Annotated in this window: 9 protein-coding genes; 4 read left to right on the top strand and 5 right to left on the bottom strand. The window is 68.9% G+C overall.

Features of this window, described 5'->3' with window-relative positions:
* Positions 1 to 71: 71 nt before the first annotated feature.
* Positions 72 to 1,766: a DUF2235 domain-containing protein gene (locus ACZ6WH_RS04830; RefSeq protein WP_469726283.1), complete on the bottom strand. Its 1,695-nt coding sequence runs from the start codon at positions 1,764 to 1,766 to the stop codon at positions 72 to 74.
* A gap of 725 nt (positions 1,767 to 2,491) precedes the next feature.
* Between ACZ6WH_RS04830 and ACZ6WH_RS04825 the strand changes: the two genes are divergently transcribed.
* Together ACZ6WH_RS04825 and ACZ6WH_RS04820 are read left to right on the top strand one after the other, a co-directional pair.
* Positions 2,492 to 3,604 carry a polyprenyl synthetase family protein gene (locus ACZ6WH_RS04825; RefSeq protein WP_469726004.1) on the top strand — a complete coding sequence of 371 codons (1,113 nt, stop codon included), beginning with the start codon at positions 2,492 to 2,494 and terminating at the stop codon, positions 3,602 to 3,604.
* Positions 3,541 to 3,918 carry a hypothetical protein gene (locus tag ACZ6WH_RS04820; RefSeq protein WP_469726003.1) on the top strand — a complete coding sequence of 126 codons (378 nt, stop codon included), beginning with the start codon at positions 3,541 to 3,543 and terminating at the stop codon, positions 3,916 to 3,918. Before ACZ6WH_RS04825 ends, ACZ6WH_RS04820 begins: the two co-directional genes overlap by 64 nt.
* 326 nt (positions 3,919 to 4,244) lie before the next feature.
* Here ACZ6WH_RS04820 and ACZ6WH_RS04815 read toward each other — a convergent pair whose 3' ends face one another.
* Positions 4,245 to 4,922, bottom strand: a complete 678-nt coding sequence (locus ACZ6WH_RS04815; RefSeq protein ID WP_469726002.1) for a response regulator transcription factor — start codon at positions 4,920 to 4,922, stop codon at positions 4,245 to 4,247.
* Positions 4,923 to 6,122: a sensor histidine kinase gene (locus ACZ6WH_RS04810; RefSeq protein WP_469726001.1), complete on the bottom strand. Its 1,200-nt coding sequence runs from the start codon at positions 6,120 to 6,122 to the stop codon at positions 4,923 to 4,925. It abuts the gene before it with no gap.
* 257 nt (positions 6,123 to 6,379) lie between these two features.
* Between ACZ6WH_RS04810 and ACZ6WH_RS04805 the strand changes: the two genes are divergently transcribed.
* Together ACZ6WH_RS04805 and ACZ6WH_RS04800 are read left to right on the top strand one after the other, a co-directional pair.
* The gene (locus ACZ6WH_RS04805) at positions 6,380 to 7,999 is read left to right on the top strand and encodes an alpha/beta hydrolase (RefSeq protein WP_469726000.1); all 1,620 of its coding nucleotides are present in this window, start codon (positions 6,380 to 6,382) and stop codon (positions 7,997 to 7,999) included.
* A 14-nt stretch (positions 8,000 to 8,013) separates the two neighbouring features.
* Entirely contained in the window at positions 8,014 to 8,775 is a 762-nt protein-coding gene (locus ACZ6WH_RS04800; protein WP_469725998.1) for a hypothetical protein, read from the top strand.
* A 158-nt stretch (positions 8,776 to 8,933) separates the two neighbouring features.
* Here the strand turns inward: ACZ6WH_RS04800 and ACZ6WH_RS04795 are convergent, their stop codons facing one another.
* Positions 8,934 to 11,036, bottom strand: a complete 2,103-nt coding sequence (locus tag ACZ6WH_RS04795) for an ATP-binding protein (RefSeq protein WP_469725996.1) — start codon at positions 11,034 to 11,036, stop codon at positions 8,934 to 8,936.
* A 390-nt stretch (positions 11,037 to 11,426) separates the two neighbouring features.
* A complete protein-coding gene (locus ACZ6WH_RS04790; RefSeq protein ID WP_469726281.1) occupies positions 11,427 to 12,836 on the bottom strand; it encodes an MFS transporter in 1,410 nt (469 codons plus the stop codon).
* Positions 12,837 to 12,938: the final 102 nt, after the last annotated feature.

Raw genomic sequence — 12,938 nt, 5'->3', positions numbered from 1 at the left:
CCGAGCGGGTGAGAGGGGATGAGATCCACGGGCGTTGCGGGAGCATCCGCCGCCCGTCTCCCGTCCGCTGATCAGGAATCCCGGCTGACGGTCAGGAAGACACTCCCCCGATTGTTGCCGTAGAAGCCCCAGGCGTCGTTGGCGTATGCGTAGAAGTAGCCGGGTTGTTCCAAGCGGTGAGTGGCGTGACTGCCCACGGATATGCGGTCGTGGCCGCGGCCTCCGGGGGCGTCCTGCAGGTGTTGCGCATCGTTGGCGACACAGCCGACGAGGTGCATCCACGGGAGATCCACCTCACGTGGCGCACCCGGGGCGGTCGCCTCGTCCTGGTGGGTCACGCTGCGGTAGAGGCGGACGCCCTGGCCGATGAGGGTGCCGACGTGGCGCAGCGCGACGGCGGGGTGCAGTTGGGCCCACCCGGTGGTGCCGTCGGGACCCGACCAGATCCAGCCGTCCAGCCATCGGCCCGTGGCGCGGAAGGTGTAGGTGCCGGGGTGGAGGTAGAGGCCGGTGTCGTTCCACAGTTCGCGGGCGAACACCTCCACCGTGGTGGTTTCGCCGGGCTGGAGGATGCGAGTGGGCCGGTAGGGTCCGCTGGTGATCGGCTGCTGTTCCTGTCGCTGCCGCACCGACTCATCCAGTGTCCAAGGGCCGGGCACGGGCAGCCTCGCGCTGTCGGCAGACGGTACGACGGGCGGTACGGCGCGTGGCCGAAGTTGCCACACCACCTGCAGCACGGTGTCCAGCACGGGCTCGGTCAGCAGAGGCACCACGCCGAAGATGCCCCGGTTGTCGTCATGCTGGATGTCTGCCGGATCCGGACTGATCTGACGCAGGGCGTGCGGGGAGAAACCCAGCCCCACGGCCTCTTCCGCCTCCTGGATCATCCACTGCAGGGCGCGGTCGCTCAGCCCGGCCCGTACATGCCCACCACCGACGTCCATGTGGCTGCCGGGAAAGAAGCGCTGCTCGATGTCCTGATCGTGATCCGCCGCCGTGTTGTCCCACAGCGTGGGAGTGAAGGGGCGACGCCACTCGTCCATGGCCACGGCGTGGCGGGCATGCTTGATGTGCGGGTTCAGCCTCACGTTGTGACGGAATTCCAGGCGCCGTGCCGGAACGAGCAGATTGATGCCGGCCAGATGGTTGGGGATGCCCAGCGAGCCGACCGTGTCCCAGACTCCGATGAAATCGACCGGCATCGCGGCAGCGGCGTCGGGATCGAAGCCGAAGCGCAGCCCCGTACGCCACCGCCGGCCCTCCTCCCGGGCCCGGTAGTGGGCGTAGGCACGGCGCACGTGCCGACCGGCAGTGGACGCGTCCAGCCCGCCGATATCGATCAGCCCGGAAGCAGTGATCAGGCCCGCCAGGCTGCGGGCCGTGTAGGCGCCGCGGCTGAATCCGAACAGCGCGATGGCATCGCCCGGCCGATAGACGGTGACCAGCCACTGGTAGGCATCGAGGATGTCCTGCGACAGCCCCGCCCCCAGCGCGCCCCCCAACAGCCGACTCAGCACGCCGCCCTCGGTCCCCACTCCCGGCTCGTAGTGGCTGCGCTGAGGAGACCCGTCGGCATCGGTGGCACGCAAGGCGTTGTGCAGACGGCGCACGTTGGAGACGGACGCCATGGACGGATCGAACCAGGTGCCATCGCAGCACACGACAAGACGTTGCGGCACGACGGTGCCCCCTCCCCGACAGTGCCCCCGTCTCCCCCGGTTGTAGTGGGAAGGGCCAGTGACGAACAGACAACATCGCGCACACATATGAGCCGACGAGGCAGCGCTTCCACCGACTCCACCAGCCGGATCGACTGGATCACCCGGACCGAGCCATTCCTGAGATCCGCAGTTCGGCGAACTCACTCCTTCAGGTGTTGTGGGCTGCTCATGAGCGGCCTTCTCGCAACGGTTGGGCAAGGTGGATGTGTAGGGTCTTCACCCGACTGGGGGTACGCCATGGACTGTCTCGCCGTAGTAGTCAGTGTTCGCTCCCGAAACGGCAAGAACGTCGACGGGCCACCATGGATGACGGCGTCCAAGGACTTGCTGTGGTCGGCGTCTCCGCAGCGACCATTCCATTGAGATCTGGAGCAGAGGAACTGCTCCTCGGCCCACTGATCGGCGCGATGCGTGGCCACGTGATTCATGAATCGCGACGGAAGCCGGAGGGCCTTGGGCGAGATTTTTGACGAATCCCGTCGAGCCGGCCTTAACAGCAACAAATCTTGCTGGATGAGGAATCCCAGCGATGCCCCTTGCCGGCGTCGATGCCGATGCCGAACCGTATCCACGAATGATGCGTACTCGTAGCCCGGCGCTGCTCCGATCCTCCGTGGCCAGCAACTCCACAACCGCCGATGCCCACAGTTCTCAGTCATCGGCCGGAGCATCCGGAGGGCCGGGCAGGTCTTCTCCTGGAGCCATCAACGGCAAACAACCGTCGGCCACATCCGATCCTCCCGGACCGCCAGCCTCTCTTAAGGATGACCGTGGATGTACCGGAAGTTAAGCCTCCCTCCGGGCCTCAAGAAGAAGAACCGGCAGCAATCACAAGTCGCCCGGCTCTCGCCGCGTTCACCTCGCGACTCGCTTCCGAACTCCAGGACGAATACAGACGCATTCTTCTCCCGTACCGCCTTGAGAATCATGCGAGGAACCTTGCCTCCGGCAGAATGCTTCGTTCGCGACTGGCGGCTGCTGCCGCAGGTGTGATCTCGGATCGCCTCATCCTGCGGTGCACCTCCCTGGAGTTGCTCCACACCTCCACACTCATTCACGACGACATCCTGGACCAGGGCATACTGCGCCGCGGTTTACCGACGCTCTGGAAGGCAGTCGGCATGGAGCAAGCGCTGCTGATCGGAAACCTTGTCGCCGTCCGGGCGCTGGCCCTTGTGTGCGAGGATCGCGCCGAACTGACGCGGGCGTTCATCGAGGCATTCCAGCGAGTCAACGTCGCGCAACTACGCGAGGAAAACGGGCTCGGCCTGCTCAAGGCCCGCTCCACCCACGAGACCATCCACATCGGCAAGACTTCCTCGATGATGGAGCTGGGACTCCTCGTAGGCTGTATGTCGAGCCCATTCTGGCCGGTCGGCCTCACCCATCTTCGTTCGGCAGTACGCGAGTTCGGCGTGGGCTTCCAATTGATCGACGACGTCGAGGATGCTCGGACATGGCTGGAAGGCACGGCCGTCACCCGTTCGAAGACCGCCGCATTCGACGCCGACCGCGGGAATTTCACGCTGCCCCTCACTCTGGCCCTCAAAGCCGCGCACGCCGACGCGAACTCGAAGCCCGGCGCCCGACTGCCTCCGGAAGCACTGCGGGAGGTGAGTCGTGATGTGTGGGAGTCCGCTCTGGCGTCAGCCCTCGACATCGCGACCGATCATCTGCGTACCGCCCAGGGGCACCTCGACAGGGAATTGAACGGCACCGGGGGGTACGGAGCCCCGCCTTGTGCAGTTCGGGGAGGTGGCCGTAGTCGACGGCGTCTCCGCCACCCGTCTCGGTGCCATTGCTGCCTACGGCTCTTCCCGTGCTCGGCATCATCCCCAACAGGGCCAAGTTCACCATTGCCGGCCTGCGGGCCCTCCACGTGAAACTCGCGGTCGGGCGTCGCGTCACCGCTGATGCCTGGGTACTGGCCACCCGCATCGGGCCCTGGCGCATCCGCCTCTGGTACACAGCGGCTACAGTCATCGACCTCGGTGGCCTCCTTGCGCCCCTGCGCCTCCTCCCCCGCCGTCCCACGGAATCGGCTGCCGGCACGCTGATCAACAAGTGGACCGTGCGTGACGCGGCACCCGACTTCCAGATCTTCCACCACAAGACCTACGTGCCTCACCCCAAGCTCAACGACGGCGACGGCCCCATCTGCGCCTACCGCAAGTGGGCCCAGCAGTTCTACCTCTAGTCTTGCGTGCTGGTACCGGGTGCGTGTCCCCGAACCGACGGACGCTCGCCTCCGTGCAAGCCCGTGGCACCGTGTGGTTACTGGGACGGCAATGACTACTGCGGGCTACGCGGACATCGGGCCCTCGCCGTCGCGAATGATGACGGAGACCGTGGACGCCCGTTCGACATCCTTGGGGGTCTGGTTCCGGGCGGCGTGAACAGCACTCTCAGCGGGCGCGCGAGGGTCGGTCAACGCAGTTGGCGGCCCGCAACCGCACACGATCGGCGTGAGTAAGGCACGTCATTGCGCTCATAGATTGCGGTCAACGGTTGCGGTCAGCGCAGTCATTGGTCTGCGTCGCGGACCAGGAGTGCGATCTGTACCCGGTTTTGGGCTGCCAGCTTGGCGAAGAGGCTGCTGGTGTGTGCCTTGACGGTTGCGACGCTGATGTGGAGCCGCTGGGCGATTTCCGGGTTGTCCAGTCCGTCCGCGATGGCCCGGGCGGTTTCGAGTTCTCGTTCGGTCAGTGTGGACAGCTGCTTCCGTGCGGCTTCGCGGGACGAGTCGCGGGCGTGCGAGGACTGCGGTGCGGTGGCCGCGGCGATCACCCGTGCCGTGGCCGCCGGAGACAGCGCGGGATTGCCGTCCGCGACGGTGCGCACCGCGTCGAGGATCTGCGGCGGCTGGGTGTCTTTGAGGACGAATCCGAGTGCTCCCGCGCGCAGTGCGCCCAGCACCAGGTCGTCGGAGTCGAATGTCGTCAGCATGAGCACCCGTGGCGGCGCAGGCCGGGCGAGGAGTTCGCGGGTCGCGCTGAGACCGTCGCGGCCTGGCATGCGTACGTCCATCAGTACGACGTCCGGCTGCTGCTCCTCCACCGCGGTGATCGCGGCGTCCCCGTCGGCCGCTTCCGCGACGACGGTCAGGTCCGGTTCGCCGTCGATGACGAGCCGCAGCGCCATCCGTACCAGTTGTTCGTCGTCGACGATGACGACGCGCACCGGCTTCCGCTGGCTGTCCACTTAAGTTCTCTTTTCGCTGGGGTGGTTCGGCCACGGTAGTTGTGCGGTGAGGAGGTATCCGTCGTCAGGTGTGGGGCGGTGGTCCAGTTGCCCGCCGGCGAGGGTGACGCGTTCGGTGAGGCCGGGCAGGCCGAATCCCGATGCCGGTGGTGGTCCGGTGCGTGCGGTGTGTTCGGTGCGTGCGGTGTGCCGGGAATTGCGGACGTTGACCTGCAGTGTGCCGCCGGCTGTGCCTTCGAGGGTGATGTGCACGCGTGCGCCCGGGGCGTGTTTGGCAGCGTTGGTGAGTCCTTCCTGCACGATCCGGTAGCAGGTGCGTCCGAGAGCGTCGGACGGACTTCCCGTAACGGTGGTGCTGAGCTGGACGTCCAGTCCGGAGGAGCGGGCATCGGCCACCAGCTCGGGGATGCCGTCGAGGGAGGGCTGTGGTGGTTCCGGGCGGCCCGGATCCGCCCTGAGCACACCGAGGACGTCCCGTAGTTCTTCCAGCGCCTGGTGAGAGCCGTCCGCGATGCCCCGGACCAGCATGCGGCTCTCCTCGGCTGCCAGGTCCCGGCGGTGGTCAAGCACTCCGGCCTGCATGGCGACCAGGGAGATCCGATGCGCGAGCACGTCGTGCATCTCGCGGGCGATCCTGTTGCGTTCCAGGGCCCGTGCCTGCTCCGCGCGGGCCGTCTGTTCGCGTTCCGCGCTCTGCGCCCGGTCCCGCAAGGACCGCACCTCGACACGCCTGGCGCCGACGGCCATGCCCACGGCCACCGCGATGCCCGCGGTCAACGCCGGCAGCATGAGCCGGAGCCACCACGAGCCCGGCGAGCTCTGGACCGGGTAGAGCGCGACGCTGAACTGTGCCCCGGTCACGTAGGCCAGCACCACGCCTCCGATCTCCACCGGGCGGCGACGGGTGGAGATCGAGCCGAGTGCCAGAAGCGCCGCGCCGGTGGCGGCCGCCGATACGGCCGAAGCGAGCACGACCGTGATGGCGACGGCGAGTGGGAACCGCCGCCGCCACAGCAGCGCCGTCAGGCAGCCGAGAGCCACCAGCGGATCACCGATGTGGAACCAGGGGCCCGCCTCGGCCCCCTGCCAGTTCAGCAGCACACCGGTGTAGATCCAGGTCAGGGCGCCCACTGCCGCGGCCGCCGCCAAGCGCCAGGTCAGCTGCCACCCTCCGAGGCGTGGCGCGAGGTCCGTGTTCACCCGGTCATTATCGCGGGGCCGTGCGACCGGTGCCTCAGACCAGAGGCCGAGACGCCTTCGACCGGAGTCGAATAACCGTCTCGACGGTGGTCGAAGACGGTTCGAGCCGCCGGGCTGATGTGCCGGGGGCGTCGAGGGCGCAGAGTCGATCACGTGCCGTAACCGTCGGAACCGTTGGAATCACCGGAACCGCCGGAACCGCACGCCGGAACCCCGCCCGCCTACGCGCACCTCGTGCGCCCTGAGGAGGACATCGGATGCGCAGGAAGACCCTCTACCTCGCCCTTACCGCTACCACGGTCACCGCGACCGCGATAACGGGAGTATCGGCGGCGGCAACGCCGGACACGGTGACGGCAACGCAGACAGCCACGCAGACAGCCACGGAGGCAGCCACGCAGAGCTCCCTGCGGTGGGGCCCGTGCCCGAAGGAGCCCGATGCCGAGGCGCAGAAGACGGACTCGCAAGCGGCCCACTCCCAGGAGGTCGACACGCAAAAGGCCGACTCGCAGGGGGCCGGCTCGCAGAGCGCCGGCACGCAGAGGGGCGACAAGCAGCCCCGTCTTGAGTGCGCGACGCTCGACGTCCCGCTGGACTATCGCAAACCCAACGGCCGGCACATCGAGATCGCGGTCTCCCGGCTGGCGAGCAAGGACCCCTCGAAGCGCCGCGGTGTGCTGCTGACCAACCCGGGCGGCCCCGGCGGCTCGGGACTCGGCTACCCGGCCCTCCTCGCCGCCGCGGGACTGCCGAAGGACGTGCTGGACTCCTACGACGTCATCGGCTTCGATCCGCGTGGCGTCGGCCGCAGTACGCCGGTCACCTGCGACCTGACGCCGCAGCAGCAACAGCGGGGCAACTTCCCGCCGTACGCGCACACCGCGGCCGACGTCGCCAAGGAGGCGAAGTACGCGCGGACCATCGCCCGGCAGTGCGCCACCTCACCGACGGCGTGGATGCTGCCGTACACCACCACCGCGAATACCGCGCGCGACATGGACCGGATACGGGCGGCGCTGGGCGAGCCGAAGCTGTCCTACCTCGGCGCCTCCTACGGCAGCACCCTCGGCGCGGTGTACACGACGATGTTTCCCGGGCGCAGCGACCGGATCGTACTCGACAGCAACATGGGCCCCGGCGGCTACGACCTCACGGCCTTCCGCCTGATGGCTCGCGGGATGGAGGACCGCTTCCCGGACTTCGCCGCGTTCGCGGCCGCGCACCCCCAATACGGACTGGGCACCACACCGAAGCAGGTGACCGCCAAGTTCTTCGAACTCGCGAAGCGGCTGGACGCCAAACCGGCCGACGGCATCGACGGGACGTTGTTCCGCGGGCTGACCTTCGACCGCCTCTACGTCGACGGCCTCATGCCCACGCTGGCCGAGAACTGGCAGGCGCTCGACAAGGGCAGGCCGGTGCCGCCTCCCCCGCCGGTCTCGGAGAACCTCCTGGCCAGTCGCCTCTACGTGATCTGCGGTGACTCCCGTTGGCCGGGGCAGGTCCGGGACTACCAGCGCAATGCCGCGATCGACCAGTTGCGGTACCCGATGGTGGGTGGGTCCACGGGCAGCATCGGACCGTGCGCGTTCTGGCCGGACAAGCAGGTCGAGCCCCCGGTGCGCATCGGCGACCAGGGCCCGTCGAACGTGCTCATGGTGCAGAACGAACGCGACCCGGGGACACCGCTGGCCGGTGCCAAGCAGTTGCGGCGGGCATTCGGCGAACGGGCCAGGATGGTGATCGCCGATCAGGGCGGGTACGGCGTCTACCCGTTCGGCAGCAACACGTGCGCGAACGATGCGGCGACAGCGTTCCTGACCACAGGACAGCGCCCGGCCAAGGACCTGGTGTGCGCGGCGAAGCCGAGCAAGTGACGGGAGCGAGACACATGATCAAGGAGTGGCGGCACCGTCGGGTCACGCAGCGGGTCGAGCCCGGGGACGGGCGACCGTTGAAGCGATTCCGCTGGTGGCAGTTGCCCTTCCGCGCGCTGTTCCATCTGCGGCTGACGGACATCGACGGCCTGCAGACGGTCCGTACTGTCGGCGGCCGGCAGACGTTCCGTACCGTCGACAGCCGGCACACGTTCCACACCGCCGACAGTCGGCAGACGGCCCGTACCGCCAACGGCCGGGAGGCGGTCTATGCCGTCGACGTCAGGCACTGGCAGAACCAGTCCTCCGGAGACGTCAAAGCCCACCTGTACCTCGACGGCAGGCTGCACGCCGAGTCCAGGCTCCCTGCCGTCTTCCCCGTCCCGGGCGGCTCCATCGAAGTGAAGATGAGCGCCTTCGGCCTCAAGCGCTGCCACTACGTCACCACCGAGGGGGACGAGTACCAGCTCGTCCCGGATCCCGCCTCCGCCGAAGGGCGCCGCGCGCGCCTCCACCGCGCGCACCCAGCGCTGAGCCGCACGATCGGTCTCCTCTCAGCGTGCATTCTCGTCGCCGCCCTGGCCCTCCTCATCCCACAACTCCTCGAACAGCTCACCAAGCCCGAGGCCATCGCCCAGCACACCGGCACCCTCAACTCACCCATCGACCTGCCGATGTGGGGCAACATCGCGGTCGGCGTCGCCACCTTGGCGGCCAGCACGGAACGGGCCCTACGCCTGCGCTTCAACTGGCTGCTCGACGGCGGGGCGGGGTGAACGCCCTTCTCTGCCACAACCGTTGCTGAGTACGCCGGCCGGTAATCCGCCGTGCCGTACCCGACATCCACGGCCGTCCCCTGTTCGACCGGGGGGGTGGGGGCGGCGGGCTGGTGAGCCAGGTCAGGAGGAGGGGCCCGTACTGTCCGGGGCGCGATCTAGAGGCGCGGCTTGGGGGCGAGGGCGTGGGTGATGCCGGTGTCCAGGTCGGTGGTGTAGCCGGTGTCGAAGGCGCGTTGGTAGGCGCGGTCGCCGAGGGCGGCGCGGGTGTGCTGTTCGCAGGCTTGGCGGGCGGCCACCTGCGTGGGGACGCCCGCCTGCGGCCGGCCGAGGGTGTCCCACAGCTGCGTGGCCAGGCCGAGCAGCCAGGCGGCGTCCCGGCTGTGCCCCATGGCGGCGGCGGATCGGGCCAGCGAGTCGAGGGCAAAGCCGGTGCCCCCGCCGTCGCGCAGTCGGCGCGCGACGAGCAGGGCGGCCCGGGCGTGCTCATGTGCCTCCTCGAACCTGCCCAGTGCCAGCTCGGCCTGGGCACGGACGAAGTCGCCCCAGGCGCGCATCCAGCGCTCGCCGTTGCGGTCGCAGACGGCGCTCAGCTCGTCCAGCAAGGTGAACGCCTCCTCCATGCGTCCCGAAGTGATGTGCGTGTGGGCGCCGATCACCAGGGTCACCAGAGGAAAGAAGGCGAGCGGTTTCTCGCGCCAGTCCGTGGCGAGCAAGGTCTCGGCCAGGGACACCGTCCGTGCCGGGTCACCGCGCAGGGCCGCCACTCGAAGGTCGGTGGCCGTCGCGTACGTCCGCTCCGTTTCACCGAAGTGTGCGGCCAGGGCGGTGCACTCGGCGGCGCACTCTTCGAGGGCGGGCAGGTCGCCCAGGTGGAGCAGGAGCGTGCCGCAGATGTACAGGGCCTTCGCCCGCGCCCGGGAGGGAGTGGTGTCGGCGGCCAGGGCCCGCTCCAGGTAGTACCGGCCCTCCTTGAGGAAGCCGCAGGCACGCCAGAAGAACCACAGTGCGCCGGCCAGCTCCAGCGCGGTGTGGCCCTCGGCTTCGGTCAGGCTGTACTCCAGGGCGGCGCGGAGGTTGTCGTGCTCGGCGGTGATCCGGTCATACCAAGCGAACTGGTCGGGCCCGATCCAAGCGGCGTCGCCCCGGCGGGCGAGTGCCAGGTAGTGATCCCGGTGGCGACGGCGCAGCGCGTCGTCCTCGCCGAGGCCGCGCAGCCAGTGGGCCCCGTACTCGCGGATGGTGTCCAGCATCCGGTAGCGCTCGCCGCCCCTGGTCGCTTCCCGGATCAGGATCGACTTCTCGGCCAGGGTGCCCAGGACTGCGGGGATCCGCTGTGCCGGGAGGTGGCGGTCGGCGCAGATCTGCCGGGCCGTCGTGACATCGAAGCTGCCGGCGAAGACCGACAGTCTGGCCCACAGGAGCCGTTCGGCGGGGGTGCACAGCTGGTGGCTCCAGCCGATGGTGGTGCGCAGGGCCTGATGCCAGGGGGGTTCGGCGTCTCCTTCGATGGTGTCGGTGTCGCCGAGGACGGCGAAGCGGTCGTCCAGCCGTGCGGTCAGCTCCCGTACCGGCAGGTCGCGCAGGCGGGCCGCGGCCAGTTCGATCGCCAGTGGCAGCCCGTCCAGCCGTCGGCACAGCCGTACCAGCTCCGCGCGGTCGGCCTCGGAAACCGTGAATCCGGGCACCGCCTCGTGAGCGCGCATCGTCAGCAGGACCACCGCGTCCGCCGTACCCGACCGCGCATCGCCAACCCCTGGCACCGGCAGCGGCTCGATGGTCAGGATCCGTTCGCCGACGAGGTTCAGGGTGCGGCGGCTGGTGGCCAGAATCCGCAGGCCGGGTGCCGCGCACAACAGCGCCTCGGCGGCCAGCGCGCAGGCATCGGTCAGATGCTCGCAGGTGTCCAGCACCAGCAGCAGCTCCCGCTCGGCCAGATACTCCGCCACCACGTCGATCATCGGCCGGGCTGTCTGGTCGGCCAGCGGCAGCGCCTCGGCAATGACATGCGCCAGCAGGGCACCTGAGCGCAGCGGTGAGAGCTCCACGAGCCAGGCGCCGTCGCGGAAGCGGGGCTGAAGCGCGGCGGCGGCATTCAGCGCCACTCGGGTCTTCCCCACTCCGCCCACTCCGGTCAGCGTCACCAGCCGTGCCGGCCCCTCCGCCCCCTCATCCGAGGACCCGTCGAACAGCCGCTGGATCTCCGCCAGCTCCGCCGAGCGATCGACCGTGCCCGTCCGCGGTAGGACCAGGTTCCCCACCCGTCGCTCCTCCGCCACCACGTACGAACTGCCTCCCCCTGCGCGGCCGCACGCCCACTGCGTGTGCTGAGGACACCAGCCAACACTCCTACCACCACGCTCCGTAACCGTTGACCGCAATTGCCCGCAAGCGCCCTTGAGCTGATCGCGGCGGATCGGATCACGTCCCTTCGGCTGCCTTTACTGTCCCCAACGGCTCGGCGCTGTGTCGTACCCCAGCCCGAGCGACTCGGGTTGGGGTACGAGATACGCAGGCCCCCACCCTGTGGAGCTGCCCCAAGGGCGACGACGGAGAGTTCTACGTGGCCAACGCGCCCCCGAACTCCGGAAGTTTCACCTGTGCGTGATCTGCCCAGTCTGAGAGTTGTCCCGGGAATGATCTCGGCAGTGCTACCTGACCAGCTTGTTCGCGAGCCGGTCGGGTTCTCGGACGGGTTCTCCGTCGGAGTCATGGGCGTGGCGGGTGTTGGTGAGCCGGCCGATGACGACGACGGTCAGGCCACATCCGGCAATGATCCACCAGGCGGGGCGGGCGGCGGCGGTGTACGTGGCGGCGTAGGCGTGCGGGTCGAGGTGGGAGGCGAGGACGGCACCGAGGACGGCGATGCCGAGGACGCTGCCGGTCTGCCGGAAGGTGGAGGCCAGCGAGGAGGCCACGCCGGCTTGGGAGATGGGCATGCCGGAGACGGCGGTGTGGGTGACGGGGGCGTTGACGAAGCCGAACCCCGTGCCGAACAGGGCACAGCCAAGGATCATGGACCAGGTGTGGGTCTGCCCGTCGAAGGCCGCGAACAGGGTGCCGCTGGCGGTGATCGCGCAGCCGGCGACGAAGAGCGGCGGGCGGGGGCCGACGCGCGCGACGAGACGTCCGGACAGCGGAGCGGAGGCGAAGACTGTCACGGCCATGGGCAGCAGCCACAGACCGGCGTGCAGAGCCGACAGATGACGGACGTTCTGCAGGTAGAGGGTGGTCAGGAACAGGAAGCCGCCCAGGGTCGAGAAGCTGGCCAGGGCATTGAGGGCGGCGCCGGTGAAGGGTGCGGAACGGAAGCAGCGCAGCTCGATCAGCGGCTCCTCACGTCGCAGTTCGTACCAGGTCAGGGCGGCAAGGAGGATGAGGCTGACCGCAGCGCGGACCAGGGTGGCGGGCGAGGCCCACCCGGTGTCGGGAGCGTGGATGATCGCGTACGTGAGCAGGGCCAGCAGGGCGATCACGAGAAGCTGGCCGACCGGGTCGGGACGGCGGGCGGTCTCGGCACGGGATTCGGGGACGAACAGGCGGGTCGCCATCAGAGCGGCGAGGCCGACGGGCAGGTTGATCCAGAAGATCGAGCGCCAGCCCGCGGTGTCCACCAGCAGGCCGCCGACCAGAGGCCCGGCCGCCATCGACAAGCCCACCACCGCGCCCCAGGCGCCGATCGCGCGGGCGCGTTCACGGCGGTCGGTGAAGGTGTGGGTGATGATCGACATGGCCACCGGGTTGAGCATCGAGCCACCGACCGCCTGCACCATCCGGAAAACGATCAGCCACTGCAGTGTCGGCGCGAGGGAGCACAGCACGGAGCCGACGGTGAAGACGGTCAGCCCGGCCATGAACACCCTGCGCCGCCCGAACCGGTCCGCCAGCGATCCGGCGAGCATCAGCAGGGAGGCCAGCACCAGGGTGTAGGCGTCGATCGTCCACTGCAGCCCGGACAGCGGCGCGTGCAGGTCCCGCTGAAGGGAGGGCAGGGCGATCTGCAGGATGGTGTTGTCGAGCGTCACGATGAACAGGCTCGTGCAGCAGATCGCCAGCACCAGCCGACGGCGAGAAGCGGACGAGGGGGTCGGCGAGGTCGAGGACGTCGGCGATGTCTGCGAGGTCGAGGAGGTCGGGGAGGTAGTACTCACGGCCTCGATTGT

Source organism: Streptomyces sp. NPDC050806 (genome assembly GCF_055586425.1).
The sequence above is the reverse complement of the archived record's forward strand: the minus strand, read 5'-3'. Positions and strand labels throughout refer to the sequence as shown.

Bases quoted from the DNA above. Each gene is read 5' to 3' on its own strand.
- ACZ6WH_RS04830 (WP_469726283.1), bottom strand. From the start codon at position 1,766: ATGTGTGCGCGATGTTGTCTGTTCGTCACTGGCCCTTCCCACTACAAC.
- ACZ6WH_RS04805 (WP_469726000.1), top strand. From the start codon at position 6,380: ATGCGCAGGAAGACCCTCTACCTCGCCCTTACCGCTACCACGGTCACC.
- ACZ6WH_RS04800 (WP_469725998.1), top strand. From the start codon at position 8,014: ATGATCAAGGAGTGGCGGCACCGTCGGGTCACGCAGCGGGTCGAGCCC.